This is a genomic window from Paracoccus albus, assembly GCF_027913035.1.
Classification (GTDB): Bacteria; Pseudomonadota; Alphaproteobacteria; order Rhodobacterales; family Rhodobacteraceae; genus Paracoccus; species Paracoccus albus.
On the sequence record NZ_CP115775.1, the window covers coordinates 1,707,375 to 1,722,416 of the forward strand.

Here is a 15,042-nt window from a genome sequence, read left to right on the forward strand (position 1 = left end):
ACACCCGGACGCCACCCCGACAAACGAGAGCATTCGCAAAGCACTTTCAATAATTTATTGATAATTAACGGTCGGTCGCTTGGATTGCTTGCACCGCCACGACGGAGATCAACGTTTGACGACGACCCCCGCCGCCTCACGGTCCCATGTGGCTTCGCTGAGGCCGCGCTCACGCAGCACGAATTTCTGCACTTTCCCATTTGCCGTCTTGGGAAGTTCGGACATGAATTCGACATATCGCGGGATCGAGAAATAAGACATTTTGCCTTCACAATGCCTGATGATCTCTACCGGATCCAGTGTCACACCTTCGCGCAGAACGATGGCGGTCATGACCTCATCCTCGGCCAGTTCTGACGCGACGGGAAATACAACGACCTCTGAAATCTGCGGATGCGACGACAGTACCTGCTCCACCTCGTAGGAAGAGATATTCTCACCGCGCCGCCTGATCGTGTCCTTCATGCGGTCAAGGAAGCGGTAATAGCCGTCCTCGGCCCGCACCATGCGATCGCCTGTGTGCAGCCAAAGATTGCGCCACGCCTCAATCGTTTTTTCCGGCATCCCGAAATAGCCAAGCGACATTGAGAAAGGTTCATCCGCGCGGATCACAAGTTCACCAGCCTCGCCATCCGGCAATTCGTTGTCCGCCTCATCGACGATACGGGCGTCGAAACCCTCCAGCAGTTTGCCCACCCAGCCCGGCTTGATGCTATCGACGGTAGATCCGATCACCACATTGCTTTCCGTCGCACCATAACCGTCCAGCAGGACAACCCCGGTCCGGCGCGTAAACTCTGCCGCGGCGGGTGCCGGAACACCTGGGGCAAGGGCTACGCGCACGGAATGAGATTGCTCTTCCGCACTTTCGGCGCGCGACAGCAGCATTGGCACCATAGCACCCAGAACATAGGTCACGGTTGCACCGGAGCCTGACATCGCATTCCAGAAACCGGAAACGGAAAACCGCGTCTCTACCACCTGATGGCACCCGTGCAGCAGTGCCTGAAAAAAACAGTTCAGCGCATTCGTGTGAAACAGCGGCAAGGGCGTATGCAGGACATCGCCTTGCTTCAGCCCAAGCATCTGTCCCGTATAAACGCCCCACCAAAAAAATTGAGCATGTGGACAGACGACACCCTTAGACGGCCCGGTCGTACCCGAGGTGTAAAGGATGGTCAGCGGCGCGTCAGGGCGCAGATCCGCGGGCTGCGCCTCGGCTTCGGATTGCGGCAGGTGTTGAGCCTCTATTCCCGCCAGTCTGGGCAATTCCGCCTCACCGATCACCCAGAGTCGAGAGATATCCAGCTTGTCCAGTTCCAGACCGTCCAGAACCTCCAGCAAGGTATCTTCGATAATCAGCAGCTTGGCGCCCGAATTCGACAGTATATGTTGAAGCTGAAAGCCGCGAGATGCCGTATTAATTGGCACAGACACCGCACCCATCCAGCCACAGCCCAGAAACAGCGGCATGAATTCGGCACGGTTGCCGCATAGAATCGCGACCCTGTCGCCGGCGGTAATGCCCGCCTCTGTCAGTGCCGAGGCGGCACGCGCGGCGGCCCTGCGCGTTTCACCGCATGTCAGGCGCAGCCCGTCACAGGAAAACAGTGGCGCATCGCCCATTTGTTCTTCACGAGCGCTCAGCAGCTTCGTCAGAACACGATCCTGAAACGGAAACTCAGCCTTGAATTCTGCGATGCTCGTCATTGGGAACCGTCCTTTTCTGTTCTGTGCTTGGCCAGCAAACCGCGGAAATCTGCTATTGCCTGAGCGCCCGCCCTGCCGCAAAACGCGCCGCGATTGGGCGACAGAGCGTTCAGCTCGTGCAGTTTGACCTGCATCTCCGCCTGCAGCAGCGCGACCGCGACGCAGTTCAGCACCGGCGCGTGATCCACACATAGCCCGCTTTCGCCGCTGATCAGTAATCCGGGCAGGACGCCAGCGGGAACAATCACGTCGCAACCAGCCGCGACCATCGGCGCCGCGATCTCTCGCAATGTGGAAATCATCCGTTCGCTCGCGCCACGATCACCGCGAAATGCATCGGCGAAATAACCTGGCGCGACATTCAGCCCGGCGACATGCGTGACCCGCGCGCCCAGCCCATAAAGATCGGCCTGTTCGTGATGCAAATGCCGAAATGTCTGATCCAGAGTGATCAGGCCAATCTGCCGACCCAGCTGGGCTGCGAAATGCAGACTTGCCTCTCCGACACCGGTAACTGGAATGCCTACTGCCGATTTCAGCTCCATCAGTCCGGGGTCCTGAAAGTGGCCCAGCACGATGGCGTCGAATCCCTCTGCCTCGGCATCAATGGACTGGTCGATGGCTTGAATGGCGCAGCGAAACTCCGACAGTCGGCTGAAGTCGCGGTCAGGCGGCGAGATGCCGCGCAAGACGACTTCTGTACCGGGCGATGCGATCTCGTTCAGATAGGCCGACAGCTTCGCCATATAGTCTGGGTTCGAAGCACCGTCGATAAAGCTCTGCCAGCAGATGCGCATCGCGCCTTTCCCTTCAGGCCAGTGTCAGTTTGACATCAATATTGCCGCGCGTGGCGTTCGAATAGGGGCAGGTCTGATGCGCCTGTTCAACCAGCTTTTCCGCCTGTTCTTGGTCCATTCCGGGCAAATGCACGATCAATTCAACGGCAAGGCCATAGCCGGTCGGAACCTTGCCGATACCGACCTTCGCCGTGACCTGCACATCGTCCGGCACCGACAGTTTCGACTGACGGCCCGCAACTTTCAAAGCGCCGATGAAGCAGGCGGAATAGCCTGCGGCAAACAGCTCTTCGGGGTTCGTGCCTTCACCGCCGGGACCGCCCAACTCCGTCGGAACGGTCAGTTTCAGGGGAAAGCTTCCATCGGGCCGGTTTGCGCTTCCATCGCGCCCGCCGGTCGATGTCATTTCTGCTTCGTAGATGATTTTTTCTGGTGTCATGATATTGCTCTCCTGTCCGGTGAATGGGCCGGGTAAATAACTTCGGTTGTCATGACGTGGTGAAAGACGCCGCCTTCAAATCGGGGATATTGCGCGACGTCGGCCCGCATCTCGTCGCGGACAGACGACTGAAGTGCCGCGCGCAGTTCCTGACTGCTGTCAAACACCACCCTGTTGCGCTGCATGTGCTTCGCGTGGGCTAGCGGAAGTGATGAGATCCAGTCGATCCGCGTCAGCATTTCGACACCGCGTATCCTTGGCAGACGACACATCAGCGGAATGTGCTGGCTGCGATAATGGCGCAACCATTCTTCCGTGTTTTCGGCAGGCCCCGGATAATGCACCATGTAAGAGCAATGCGAACCTGGCGGCGTATCATCCTTATAGCGGCGCAGCAGAAATGCCTGCTGATCAGCCGCACCCTTTGTCAGATGACAAAGCGGATGATCGGCTTTTGCCGCCTCCTCCAACGCTGCGATATCGTCGAACTCCAGTTGAAGGCATTGGGCCGGTTCACCCGTGTCCTGCGGAACGCCCTGAATCACTTCGGCCGACCGAAGCACAACCACGCGGCGCAACCCGGACACCCCGTCAAGTGAAGCGCTGCAAGGGGCCGCCGGAGCACTGTCAGATGGCCAGGTGATGAACAGGGCAAACGCCATCTCAAATCAACGAGGGCAAGAACAGCGCAAGCTGCGGGAAGACGACAACAATGCCGATAAGCACCAATGTCAGCAGAACATATGGCAGCGCGGCAAGTGCCACCGTCGCCAGCTTCATATCGCCGCCAGATGCGCCCAGCACGACGTAAAGCAACAATCCGAATGGCGGTGTCGCCAGCCCGACCTCAATCGCCAGCAGCAGGATCAGACCCAGCCAGACGGTATCGAAGCCATATTGCGCCGCAAATGGCATGAAGATCGGCAGGGTGATCAGCATCATCGAAACCTGATCCATGAACATGCCCAGGATCAGCAGCGTGAAGACCATCAGAAGGATGATCCCATAACGCCCAAGCTCCAGCGAGATCACGGATTGAATGAACCCGTTAGACGCGCCCGAAAAGGCGAATATCTGCGAAAACGTCATGGATGCTGAGATAATCAGGAAAGTCATGCCGGTCACCTTCATCGCGTCGTCCAGCGACTGCCAGACAACCGACCAGCTGAACTTTCCGTAGATCACCAGCAAGATGGCGACGCCCGCGCATCCAAGCGCTGCGGACTCCGTAGGTGTCGCAATGCCCATGATAATCGTACCGACAACGGTGAAGACAAGGAAGGACATGGGGATGATGTTGACCATCACCGCCTTGAACTTCTCTGCCCCGCTGATTTGCGGGACCGGATATTGTGGTGCCGCTTCCGGGTCGATGCGCGTTTGCGTCCAGATCAGCGCGCAGAACATGATGGTCAACAGAAGACCCGGCAGAATACCCGCGATCAACAGCGCACCCACATCGATTTGCGCCAGGGAACCAAGCAGAACCGCAAGCGTGGATGGCGGGATGATCACTGCAAGATTGCCCGCACCCAGCACGGGGCCATAGGCCATATGCGGCTTATATTGGCGCTTCATCATTTCCGGCGCCATCAGTGACGACATCATGCCCGCATTGGCGAGACTGGATCCGGACAAAGCAGCGAATATGGCACCGGCCATCAGGACGACGTAAGACAGCCGCCCACGCAGGTTCCCGACAACGAGGTCGAGCGCATGGATCACGCGTTCCCCCAGGCCAGAGCGGAAGTAAAGGCTGCCCATGACCAGAAACATCGGCAAAGGTGCCAAGGCATAGGTCCCGACGGCTTCCGAGAAGTTGGAAACCATCTGTTCAATCCCGCGCACGCCACCGAAAAACAGCAGCAGACCGGCGATATTGGTGGCGAGGAAAGCGAAGGCAACCGGCAGGCCCAGCCCCATCAGCGTGATGACCAGACCGACGAGAACGGCGAAGGGATATAGCCAATCCATCACAGCCCCTCCGTCTCAAGCGCATTTGTATTGTAGATAGAGTCGCTGGTCAGCAGATAGCGCAGCCACTCCAACGCAGACAGAAGAAACCCGATCAGGATAGGCAGCAAGATCGCCCAACGCGGCATGTCAAATGTCCGGCTTTCGAAGCTGCCACGCGCGACGGCCTCGGCTATTGCGGCGGTCGTGATATAGCCCAGATACAGGCACAACCCGATGCAGATGATATAGACTGCAACCTCTAACGCCTTCTTGGCTGCTGGCGGGAAAAGGGCGCGCAGGAAAATCACAAAGACATGCCCCTTGATGCGCACCAGCCAGGGCATTGAAAGGAAGGTTATATAAAGCAGGCTGTATTCCGTCGCCGAAATCGCCCATGTCATCGCCCGCCAACCGAAATTGCGCGCGACGACATCCGCAATTACCATCAGAATGACGACACCGATCAGCAGCTTGGCGGCCGATGCGCATAGCCACGAAATCCGGCCGATGAAATCAAAGAAAGCTTGCATGACGTGATCCCGCCTTCACATCTTTTCGCATTCGCAAAGTGCTGCCCCGCCCTTTTGGGGGCGAGGCAGAAGCTCAGTTGAAAAGCTCGCGCAGTTCCTCGACATGCGTCGGGTCGCGGCTTTCCATTCGTTCCCAGCTGGACGCAGCTGCTGCTTCAAGGAATCGGTCACGACCTTCGCCCGTCATCTCGACCACCTCCATGCCCTCTTCCTCCAGAAGGGCGCGGGTGTCCTGATCTTCCTTCATGATCGCCTCGGACGCCTCATGTTCGAACTCTTGCGCGGCCTGGTCGAGGATCGCCTTGGATTCATCCGAAAGGTCATTCCAGGCATCGAGGTTCATGGAAATCAGCACATCCATCCCGAAAAAGGCCGGGTCGACGCGATAGCGTGTGAACTTGTCCCATCCGAACGCCTTGTAACCAATAGACGGGTAAGCCAGCCCGTTGATCATCCCGCGTTCCAGTGCCGTATACGTGTCGCCCATCGGCATAACCACGGCCTGCGCACCAATACTGTCGAAGAACTGTTTATACAGCGGCGAGGCTCGCAGCACGAGATCGTCAAACACCAGCATACCGTCATCGGCAAGCTGCGGTTCATCCACCGACCAGATATGGAAGCCCACGCCGGTATCGACCCACGCGATCAGCTTGGCGTTGCCCTTTTCCTGATATATCCGGTCGATCAACTCCCACCCGCCATTCTCACGCGCTTCCCAAGGCGTGATCGTCGCGGCAGAGAAGGCATCGCCTTCGGGGACGATTTCCAGATACAGGCCAGCCGGGTTGTTGATCATGTCGATCAGTCCGCTTTGCTGGGCGGCACCAAGTTGGGTGTTCGGGATGACCTCTGGCCCGCCGCGCACGTCGATGCGGACCACGCCCTCTCCCATTTCGTTCACCTTATCGACGAAGCGCAGGAAGCTTTGCGCAAACCCGACCTGTGTCGGCGTGAAATGAACTGCGTTGATCACATCCTCTGCATAGGCTGGTGCCGACACGGCCCCGGCAATTAGCGCCGCAAAGCTAGCTTTTCTTATGGCATTCATCTGACCCTCTCCCCCTGTCAGCATCGAATCGTTGTTGCTTAATTCAGGAGTATACATGAAATGTCATAAAAACAAATTCAAACTTAAAATATTTAAGCAGAAAGGAGGATCGACGTAGTTTTGCACGATCGTTAAGCATAAATTCTCATCTTGCCTGATCAGGAGGCACAAACTGTCCGCACTGCCATCCTAGGACACATCAGCCCTGCACAAGCGCCAGAACGCGTAGCGGGCTGCCGGTTCCGTTACGGATCTTGAGCGGTGGCGCGATCAGCATGGCCCCCGTCGGCGGCAGGTGATCAAGATTGCGGAGGCACTGAAGGCCGTATTTGCCTGCACCATGCAAGGTGAAATGCGCAGGATATGGCGGTGTGTAATGCGCACCCTGCCCCGCATCGGTTCCGACGGTTTCGGTTCCGAAACCTCTGATATCGCGATCTTCCACCAGCAAGCGAATTGCATCCGGTGTCGGTCCGGGGGAATGAGGCCCATCCTCCTTCATATTCAGATAGGCATCGCCGCTGCGTTTGGACCAATCCGTCCGCATCAGCACCCAGCTGTCGGCGGGGATGCGGCCATGTTCTTCCTCCCACGCCAGGATGATTTCCGGCGTCAACTCAAAGTCGTCGTTCTGTGCCGCCCCTTCCGAACAGTCGATCACCACAACCGGCCCGACGAGCATGGCGGGATCAATCTCATCCACCGCGCCGTTGCGCACGTCGCGCCCGGAAATCCAGTGGCTGGGCGCATCGAAATGCGTTCCCGTATGTTCGCACATGGAAATATTGTTCCACTTCCACGCCGGACCACGATGGTCGTAGGCACTGATCTCCTCCATCCGGAAGCGGGCGCATTGGCCGAACTCCGGTGGGAGAATGATGACCGGAAAATCGGGATCCAGCGTATGCGTCAGGTCGACCACCTGCACGGCACCCTGTGACAGACTGTTCGCAAGTTCGGAAAGTATGGTCATCAGCCGCGCCCCATCGTCATTTCACGTTCCAGCACCTTCGGTCCGGCGCGGAAGCGTTCGATCATATCCTTGGCCACATCGCCGCAATAGACATCTTCCAGCCCGTCACGCAGCCCCTTTACAAGGTCCCTTGCGATTGCCTCGGGCAAGACCTTGGGCGGCGGGAAGGGCTGGTGCCAGTCATCCTCTGTCGGCCCGACGAAAAGGTTCACCACCCGAAGCCCACTGCTGCGAAATTCTGCCCGGAGGCTCTGGCTGAGCGACAGAGCCGCAGCCTGCGAGGCGGAAAAGCAGCCCAGTTCAGGCAGGTTCACCAAGGCATAGGCCGACAGGATATTCACGAATGCTGCCGCCGAATTCACTCCATCAGCCGTCCGCCCGCACATCCCCGGACCGAAGGCCTGTGCCAGACGAAGCTGGCCAAGATAGTTCACCTCCAGCTCTTTCTGAGCGAACACGGTATCACCACGCGACAGTGCGCCACCGGGACGAACAAAGCGGGCATTGTTGATCAGGATATCGACCTTGCCGCCGATCTCGCCCGAAAGTTCGCGCAGGCTGCTTGTGTCGGTTACATCCAGCGGCAGAACCTCCACGCCCGGCACGGCCTTTAATTCGGCGCGGATCGGATTGGGCCGCCAGCATTCGGACTCTCCTGCAAAGATCATGCTGGCGCCGGCCTTGTGCAGCGCTGCTGCGATGGCAGGTGCATTCTCGTTACGTGCATCCGTAATCAGCACGCGGCGGTGTTTCGGGTCCGAGGTCAGGGCACGCAATTGCGGATCGTCCTCCATATTCGCGGTTGGATGTTCGGGCATGGCCAGAATGACGCCCTGCCCCGAGCGATCCAGCCGGTTCCACAGCACCACCCGTGCATTGGCTTCGACATCGCCGTGAACATGGCAGATGATGACCGGACCCACGTCCAGCTTGACAGATCCAGCCCGCCAGGGCGCTCGTTCACGAAAATACAGGTTGGTCGAGGTGCGCACCGTCGTTTCCGCCAAAAGCTGGCCTTTCGGCGAAACATCCTGCCAGTTCAGCGCCGTCGACAAGCAATTGCTGCATGCGTCACGGGCGGGATACAGCACTTCGCCGCACTCACCGCAGACCTGCAACATAAACCGGCCCTCTGCCGCCGCTGCCGTCAGACCCATGGATGCCCGGCTGCGCATTTCCGGCGGCAGCGTCGGCGAAACGGTGCGTTTTTGCGGGTTCTTCTTTGGCGGTGGCGTCAATGGCTGGGTCATGCGCCTTGTCCTTTCAGGATCGCAGCACCTGTGCAGAGCCCACGATCATAATTGATCATACCGAAGCCAGAGATCATCGCCCGTTGGGCACTTGCAACCTGCGTGCCGCCTGCTGTGCCGGTCAACTGGCGGATCGCTTCGACCAGTCCAATAAAACCGCCCGCAGCACCAGCCTGCCCACCCGACAACTGGCCGCCAGATGTATTGTGCGGAAAGTCGCCGTCAATGGTCAGGTCATGATCACGAACGAATTGCGGTGCCTCACCCTTGGCGCAAAAACCAAGATCTTCGATCTGCATCATGGATATAACGGGATAGTCGTCATAGGTTTGAAGCAGGTCGATATCGTCCGGTCCGCAATCCGCCTGCGCATAAAGATCGTCAATATCGACGGTCCAGCCACCACGAAGCTGGATCGGATCTTCCTGATGCGCATTGTGGCGCTCAATCGTACCGGCAATTGTGGCATAGGGCAGGTTGCGCCGCTCTGCCTCGTCGATGGACATGACCAGAAATGCCTCCGCCCCGGCACACGGCATGACGCAGTCGAACAGGGCGATCGGATCCGCAATCGGTCGCGCATCAAGATACTGTTGCATTGTCAGCGGCTTTTTCATGACCGCCCTTGGGTTCTTCAGCGCATTCTCACGTTGCGCGACACAGATACGCCCGAAATCTTCCCGCGTCGCGCCGTATTCCTGCATATACCGGTCGGTCAAAAGCGCAAAATTCGCATTCGGCCCGCCATAGCCATATGGATAGGCGGCGTCCGCGGCAAAGCGCGAAAAGCTGGACAGGAGTTGCCGGAAACTGTCGATATGGTTGGTGTCGCCAGCCACGCAGGCCACGATACTTGCATCCCAGGCTTGCACCGCCCGTGCAGCACGGCGCAACGCAACAATCCCCGCCGCGCCACCCATTGGAATATGGTCAAGCCAGCGAGGAGACAAACCAAGATGCTGCGTCAGACCAACCGCACTATCTGGAAAAAGCGTAAAGCTGGCCAGCGAAAGGCCGTCCAGATCTGCTTTTTTCAGACCCGCCGATTGCAGAGACTGCCGCAATGCCGTGGCGATCCACCAATGAGCTGTTTCAATGGAGTAGCGCTTGTATTCCGTCGAAGCAGGCGCAACCAGTGCGACGCCATCATATGATTGCCGCCCCATCATCGGGCCCGCATGTTATAGATGAACCCAGTCGTCATCACGATCCCCCCATGCCTGACGCAGCTAATCTCTGATACAGAAACGCTCGCTGCCAGCATCATGCGATGGGGCGATCCACCCCGTTCGCATAAAGATGATTATTCATACAATAGCTCATATGGCAAGCATATTCGAACAGCCGGCCTTTGCGGGGCGCATATAAGGTCAGAGTTTTTGCAGATTACCGAGCACGCGCTGCAATGCAGAGAGCATAGCGGCCTGTTCCTGCGCGCTCAGCCCTTCGACCATCGCTTCATTCACACGCGATATCTCCGGATAGATGCGGTCAAATAGCTGCCGGCCCGGTTCGGTCAGGCTGATCATTCGCAACCGGCTGTCGGTATCGCCTGCCTGCCGCTGGACGATGCCCTGCCCTTCAAGGCTATCCAAAGCCCGGCTCATCGTCGGCTGCTCGGCAATGGCCCAGTTGCACAGTTCAGAGACGGTCAGGCTGCCGAAGCTGCGCAGCGATACGATGATTCGCATCTTCAGCGTAGAAACCCCAGCAGAACGCAGTCGCGACTGAAGAACCTGATGATAACGGTGTACAACATGGTTCAGGGTGAACGACGGCATGGTGTCCAGATCGAAGACCGGACCATCGTTGTCGATATCGGGGAACTTCATCATAAAAAGACTGGCCTTTCCGAAAGCGTGCCACAGAGTTCCCGGGATCTGCGCCGGCACAGAGACGTGTTGCATCGTGCATGGGAATAGCAGCGTTCGAAGGCAAAACGCAATCTACTTGCAATTTCATATGATTTTTCATACAATGTGCTGTATGCAACATAAATGGCTGGCGCGTCACTTCAGCGCCAACCGAATGAACCATATACTCAGGGAAAACCATGGCAGAGCGTTCATTCAAGGCCGAAGTCGAGCACTTGAAGCTTGGAGAAGGCGAGATATTCACCGGCGAGGGCATCCTTGCCATCACCAAGTCACTGCTGGAATCAGGCGTCGGGTATGTCGGCGGATACCAAGGCGCGCCGATTTCGCACCTGATGGATGTTCTGGCGGATGCCGAAGAGCTGCTGACCGGGCTGGGCGTCAAATACGAAGCAAATGCGAATGAAGCGGCCGCGGCGGCTATGCTGGCGGCTTCGGTGCATTATCCGATCCGTGGTGCGGTGACGTTCAAAGGCTCTGTCGGCGTCAACGTCGCATCGGACGCGCTCGCCAATCTCGCATCATCGGGCGTGACCGGCGGTGCGCTGATCATTGTGGGCGAGGATTATGGCGAAGGTTCCTCTATCATGCAGGAGCGGACACACGCCTTCGCCATGAAGTCGCAATTCTGGCTGCTGGACCCGCGGCCCAACCTGCCCTCTATCGTGAAATCGGTCAGCGACGGTTTCGATCTGTCCGAGGCATCGAACACGCCGGTCATGCTGATGGTGCGCATCCGGTCCTGCCACGTTACCGGATCTTTCGAGTGCCGCGACAACAAGCCCCCCGAATTTACCGTCAAGGATGCGCTTGCCAATCCACGGTCTGACTTCTCGCGCGTGGTGCTGCCGCCGATGTCCTATGCGCATGAGCAGGACAAGATAAACAACCGCTGGCCGGCCGCAGAGGCTTTTATCCGCGAGCGCAAGCTGAATGAGCGGTTCGGGCCGGACGATGCGCCTGTCGGTATCGTCATGCAGGGTGGCATGTATAACGGCGTCATTCGCGCGCTGCAGCAGCTTGGCCTGGCGGATATCTATGGCAACACCGACATTCCGCTATATGTGCTGAATGTGACCTACCCTTTGGTGAACAGCGAATTTCTGGAATTCTGCGAGGGGAAGGAACAAATACTGGTTGTCGAGGAAGGCCAGCCGGAGTTCATCGAAAACCAGTTGAGCGCATTCCTGTATCGCGCAAAGTCGGACGTCATGCTGCACGGCAAGGACATCTTTCCGATGGCCGGCGAATATACCGGAACGGTGATGCGCGAATCCATTGCGACATTCCTGAAAGACGCCGCGCCCGGAATGCTGGCCGATGCGCTGCGCGCGCCGAATTCCGCGCCGCCCGAAATACCGGATCTTTCGAAAACCGTTCCGATCCGTCCGCCCGGTTTCTGCACCGGGTGCCCTGAACGGCCGATCTTCGCCGCCATGAAACTGGTCGAACAGGAACTGGGCAAACATCAGATTGCCGCCGATATCGGCTGCCACCTGTTCGCTTCCCTGCCGCCATTCGAGATCGGCGGCGCAACGATGGGATACGGGCTGGGACCTGCGGCCAATGGCGCATTCGACGGGGGCGGCGACAAGCGGTCGGTCGCGATCATTGGCGATGGCGGTTTCTGGCACAACGGTTTGTCGTCATCCTTCACCAATATGGCGTTCAACAAATCCGATGGCGTGGCGATTGTCGTAGACAATTTCTATTCTGCGGCGACGGGTGGACAGGACGTCATGTCCTCACGCGCAAACAACGAGACGAAGTCGACGAAAAACCCGATCTCAAAAGCTCTGGCCGGGATCGGCATCAATTGGGTCCGGCAGATCGACCGCACATATGATGTCGGCAAAATGCGGGACACCATCCGAGAGGCACTGACGACCAAGGAAAAAGGGCCGAAGGTCATCGTTGCCTCCTCTGAATGTATGCTGAACCGGCAGCGTCGCGAAAAGCCGCTGCGCAACAAGGCCATCAAGGAAGGCCGTCGCGTCGATGTTCCGCGCTTCGGCGTGGACGAAGATGTGTGCACTGGCGATCATGCCTGTATGCGCCTGTCCGGCTGCCCGTCCCTGTCGCTGAAAACGCTCGACGACCCGTTGCGTGATGATCCCGTGGCCAGCATCGACCAAAGCTGCGTGGGCTGCGGCAATTGCGGCGAGGTGGCAGATGCGGCAATCCTCTGCCCCAGCTTCTACCGCGCCGATGTGATTCACAACCCCGGCAAGTTTGAGATCTGGCGCGCAGGCGTCCGCGCCAAGTTCCGCAACTATCTGACAGAGCGGCGCACGAAACGCCGCCTTGATCTGGGAGCATCGTCATGAACGCCCATGTCAAAACCACAGGCGAAGGCAGCGACCAGTCCGCCGGTATCATCAAGCTGGCGATCCTTGCCGTGGGCGGTCAGGGCGGTGGCGTGCTGACCAGCTGGATCGAATCCGTGGCGCGGGCGAATGGATACGCCGCGCAGGCAACCAGCGTCGCCGGCGTTGCCCAACGCACAGGCGCGACGGTCTATTATGTCGAGATGGCACCGGAGGGTCCGCAAAAGCCGGTATTCTCACTGATGCCCGCTGCCGGTGATGTCGACATCATGATCACGGCAGAGATGATGGAGGCTGGCCGGTCGATCATGCGCGGATTTGTGACGCCGGATCGGACAGTGCTGATCACCTCCTCGCATCGAGCGCTTGCCGTTTCAGAAAAGATGGTTCCCGGTGACGGTATCGCATCAAGTGAAGAGGTCATTGCGGCGGCGCAAATCGCCGCACGCAAACTGATCTGCGAGGATTTTGACAAGCTCGCAGTCGCCAACGGATCGGTCATTTCCGCAACCTTGTTCGGCGCGCTTGCGGGCTCTGGCGCCCTACCCTTCACACGAGACGCCTTTGAAGATGCGATCCGCACCAGCGGCAAAGGAGTTGATGCCAGCCTTCGCGCTTTTGCCGCCGCCTTTGACGTCGCTGCAAATGGCGGCCCCGCACCAAAAGCTGAAACGGCTGCTCACAGTCCTGCCCAACAGGCAATCGGCGGCCCCGACAGGCTGCAAGCTCAGTTTCACGAACTGGCAAGCCGCACGAACGATCTTCGCCCTGAAGCAAGAGAAATGGCACTGACGGGACTGCGCAAAGTTGTTGATTTTCAGGACATCGCATATGGCGCCGAATACCTCGACCGCGTGCAGAAAATTGCCGAGATCGACCGGACCGATGCTCGCATGACGCGAGAGGCGGCGAAATACATCGCCAATGCGATGACCTATGACGACATCATCCGGGTGGCCGATGCAAAAACGCGCGACGGGCGCGACCGGCGCATCGCCGATGAAATGCGCCTGAAGGATGGCCAGCTTATGCAGGTGACAGAGTTCCTGCACCCCCGCGCCGAAGAGATCGTGTCCCTTCTTCCCGCCAAGATGGGCGCTCGCTGGCAAAGCAATCCGCGGCGCATGAAACTTGTCGACAGATTGTTCAATCGCGGGCGCCGTATCCGCACGGACGGTATCATCGGCTTCGGGATGCTCTATCTGCTTGGTGGGGCGAAATCATGGCGCCGCCGCACCCTGCGCCACGCCGAAGAGATGGCGCATCTGGACAGCTGGTTGGGGCGCGTTCATGCCGCCGCCGCGCATGATCAGGAAACAGCGATCGAGCTGCTGCGCTGTCAGCGGCTGATAAAGGGTTACTCTGACACTCATGCGCGCGGTCAGTCAAAGTTCGCTCGAGTCATGGATGGGGCGTCAATGGTCGAAGGTCGAGCCGATGCGGCGGACTGGATACGCCGGATGCGCGAAGCCGCCCTTCAGGACGAGAAGGGAGAGGCATTGGACGGCGCGCTACAGACCGTCCGCAGTTTTGCCTGACTTACCCGCGATGCCCGTTGCAGCGGGCATCACCGGACTTTCAACCGGCTGCTGAAAGGCTGTCACGCAGCCTGCGAAAGGTGTCACGCATACGGTCAAGGTCCTGATCGTCAAGCTCTGACAACAGGCCACCGATCATCTGCAGGTGGTCAGAGGCGAGAAGATCGAAGAACTCTGCCCCCTCTGGCGTCAGACGAACCGATACGCGTCTGCGATCTTCATCTGACAGGATGCGTTCGACCATGCCGTCTTGCACCAGCCGGTTAACCACTGCTGTCGCATTGCCATTGGAGATCAACAACATTCGCGACAGTTCTGACATCGTCAGCCCTTCGCTGCGGCGATGAAGCATGGCCATCACGTCAAAGCGCGGCAGGGTCGTATCATGCTCTACCCGAAGATATTCGCGCAGGCGGTTCTCAATCTGCCGGGTCACACCCAGCATCCTGATCCAAAGCCGCAACCTGCGGGTAGCCAGCGGATCAGCGGCTGCCGGATTGTCATTCAGACCTGCACGATCAGATCCCATCGCTGCCCCCAGTGATTTCATTCTTATACTGTTTCCATTCTCTCTATGGGCAAAATTCTTTCAAGAAT

At 58.3% G+C, this 15,042-nt stretch carries 14 protein-coding genes; 2 read left to right on the top strand and 12 right to left on the bottom strand.

All coding sequences use genetic code 11. The annotated features are described in order from the left end of the window. Positions 1 to 108: 108 nt before the first annotated feature. The 11 genes from PAF20_RS08480 to PAF20_RS08530 all read right to left on the bottom strand — a co-directional run bounded on the left by PAF20_RS08480 (position 109) and on the right by PAF20_RS08530 (position 10,598). Complete coding sequence (locus PAF20_RS08480; RefSeq protein WP_271070245.1) at positions 109 to 1,710, bottom strand: ATP-dependent acyl-CoA ligase; 1,602 nt, start codon at positions 1,708 to 1,710, stop codon at positions 109 to 111. Beyond that, positions 1,707 to 2,507 (bottom strand): aspartate/glutamate racemase family protein, encoded by an 801-nt coding sequence (locus tag PAF20_RS08485; RefSeq protein ID WP_271070246.1) that lies wholly within the window; start codon positions 2,505 to 2,507, stop codon positions 1,707 to 1,709. Before PAF20_RS08485 ends, PAF20_RS08480 begins: the two co-directional genes overlap by 4 nt. A 13-nt stretch (positions 2,508 to 2,520) precedes the next feature. Next, positions 2,521 to 2,946: an organic hydroperoxide resistance protein gene (locus PAF20_RS08490; protein WP_271070247.1), complete on the bottom strand. Its 426-nt coding sequence runs from the start codon at positions 2,944 to 2,946 to the stop codon at positions 2,521 to 2,523. Next, positions 2,943 to 3,608, bottom strand: coding sequence for an EthD family reductase (locus PAF20_RS08495; protein WP_271070248.1), 666 nt, complete (start codon positions 3,606 to 3,608; stop codon positions 2,943 to 2,945). The genes PAF20_RS08490 and PAF20_RS08495 overlap by 4 nt, the downstream gene beginning before the upstream one ends. Before the next feature lies 1 nt (position 3,609). Next, complete coding sequence (locus PAF20_RS08500) at positions 3,610 to 4,920, bottom strand: TRAP transporter large permease (RefSeq protein WP_271070249.1); 1,311 nt, start codon at positions 4,918 to 4,920, stop codon at positions 3,610 to 3,612. Next, positions 4,920 to 5,432, bottom strand: a complete 513-nt coding sequence (locus PAF20_RS08505; protein ID WP_271070250.1) for a TRAP transporter small permease — start codon at positions 5,430 to 5,432, stop codon at positions 4,920 to 4,922. The genes PAF20_RS08500 and PAF20_RS08505 overlap by 1 nt, the downstream gene beginning before the upstream one ends. A 73-nt stretch (positions 5,433 to 5,505) precedes the next feature. Continuing rightward, positions 5,506 to 6,483 (bottom strand): TRAP transporter substrate-binding protein DctP, encoded by a 978-nt coding sequence (gene dctP / locus PAF20_RS08510; protein ID WP_271070251.1) that lies wholly within the window; start codon positions 6,481 to 6,483, stop codon positions 5,506 to 5,508. Positions 6,484 to 6,682: 199 nt separating this feature from the next. Continuing rightward, positions 6,683 to 7,456 (bottom strand): cyclase family protein, encoded by a 774-nt coding sequence (locus tag PAF20_RS08515; protein WP_271070252.1) that lies wholly within the window; start codon positions 7,454 to 7,456, stop codon positions 6,683 to 6,685. Beyond that, complete coding sequence (locus PAF20_RS08520; RefSeq protein WP_271070253.1) at positions 7,456 to 8,706, bottom strand: SDR family NAD(P)-dependent oxidoreductase; 1,251 nt, start codon at positions 8,704 to 8,706, stop codon at positions 7,456 to 7,458. Before PAF20_RS08520 ends, PAF20_RS08515 begins: the two co-directional genes overlap by 1 nt. Beyond that, a complete protein-coding gene (locus PAF20_RS08525) occupies positions 8,703 to 9,875 on the bottom strand; it encodes a thiolase family protein (RefSeq protein WP_271070254.1) in 1,173 nt (390 codons plus the stop codon). Before PAF20_RS08525 ends, PAF20_RS08520 begins: the two co-directional genes overlap by 4 nt. Before the next feature lie 201 nt (positions 9,876 to 10,076). Then, the gene (locus PAF20_RS08530) at positions 10,077 to 10,598 is read right to left on the bottom strand and encodes a MarR family winged helix-turn-helix transcriptional regulator (protein WP_271070255.1); all 522 of its coding nucleotides are present in this window, start codon (positions 10,596 to 10,598) and stop codon (positions 10,077 to 10,079) included. 161 nt (positions 10,599 to 10,759) lie between these two features. On the opposite strand from PAF20_RS08530, the gene PAF20_RS08535 reads away from it, so the two are divergent. Continuing rightward, complete coding sequence (locus PAF20_RS08535; RefSeq protein WP_271070256.1) at positions 10,760 to 12,907, top strand: indolepyruvate ferredoxin oxidoreductase subunit alpha; 2,148 nt, start codon at positions 10,760 to 10,762, stop codon at positions 12,905 to 12,907. Beyond that, positions 12,904 to 14,445: an indolepyruvate oxidoreductase subunit beta family protein gene (locus tag PAF20_RS08540; RefSeq protein ID WP_271070257.1), complete on the top strand. Its 1,542-nt coding sequence runs from the start codon at positions 12,904 to 12,906 to the stop codon at positions 14,443 to 14,445. The genes PAF20_RS08535 and PAF20_RS08540 overlap by 4 nt, the downstream gene beginning before the upstream one ends. A 40-nt stretch (positions 14,446 to 14,485) precedes the next feature. Here PAF20_RS08540 and PAF20_RS08545 read toward each other — a convergent pair whose 3' ends face one another. Then, the gene (locus PAF20_RS08545; RefSeq protein WP_271070258.1) at positions 14,486 to 14,995 is read right to left on the bottom strand and encodes a MarR family winged helix-turn-helix transcriptional regulator; all 510 of its coding nucleotides are present in this window, start codon (positions 14,993 to 14,995) and stop codon (positions 14,486 to 14,488) included. Between the last annotated feature and the right edge of the window lie 47 nt (positions 14,996 to 15,042).

What these genes read in the sequence shown, in the direction of transcription:
- PAF20_RS08480 (WP_271070245.1), bottom strand. Translation starts at nt 1,710, where the DNA reads ATGACGAGCATCGCAGAATTCAAGGCTGAGTTTCCGTTTCAGGATCGT.
- PAF20_RS08485 (WP_271070246.1), bottom strand. Translation starts at nt 2,507, where the DNA reads ATGCGCATCTGCTGGCAGAGCTTTATCGACGGTGCTTCGAACCCAGAC.
- PAF20_RS08490 (WP_271070247.1), bottom strand. Translation starts at nt 2,946, where the DNA reads ATGACACCAGAAAAAATCATCTACGAAGCAGAAATGACATCGACCGGC.
- PAF20_RS08495 (WP_271070248.1), bottom strand. Translation starts at nt 3,608, where the DNA reads ATGGCGTTTGCCCTGTTCATCACCTGGCCATCTGACAGTGCTCCGGCG.
- PAF20_RS08500 (WP_271070249.1), bottom strand. Translation starts at nt 4,920, where the DNA reads ATGGATTGGCTATATCCCTTCGCCGTTCTCGTCGGTCTGGTCATCACG.
- PAF20_RS08505 (WP_271070250.1), bottom strand. Translation starts at nt 5,432, where the DNA reads ATGCAAGCTTTCTTTGATTTCATCGGCCGGATTTCGTGGCTATGCGCA.
- dctP (WP_271070251.1), bottom strand. Translation starts at nt 6,483, where the DNA reads ATGAATGCCATAAGAAAAGCTAGCTTTGCGGCGCTAATTGCCGGGGCC.
- PAF20_RS08515 (WP_271070252.1), bottom strand. Translation starts at nt 7,456, where the DNA reads ATGACCATACTTTCCGAACTTGCGAACAGTCTGTCACAGGGTGCCGTG.
- PAF20_RS08520 (WP_271070253.1), bottom strand. Translation starts at nt 8,706, where the DNA reads ATGACCCAGCCATTGACGCCACCGCCAAAGAAGAACCCGCAAAAACGC.
- PAF20_RS08525 (WP_271070254.1), bottom strand. Translation starts at nt 9,875, where the DNA reads ATGATGGGGCGGCAATCATATGATGGCGTCGCACTGGTTGCGCCTGCT.
- PAF20_RS08535 (WP_271070256.1), top strand. Translation starts at nt 10,760, where the DNA reads ATGGCAGAGCGTTCATTCAAGGCCGAAGTCGAGCACTTGAAGCTTGGA.
- PAF20_RS08540 (WP_271070257.1), top strand. Translation starts at nt 12,904, where the DNA reads ATGAACGCCCATGTCAAAACCACAGGCGAAGGCAGCGACCAGTCCGCC.
- PAF20_RS08545 (WP_271070258.1), bottom strand. Translation starts at nt 14,995, where the DNA reads ATGAAATCACTGGGGGCAGCGATGGGATCTGATCGTGCAGGTCTGAAT.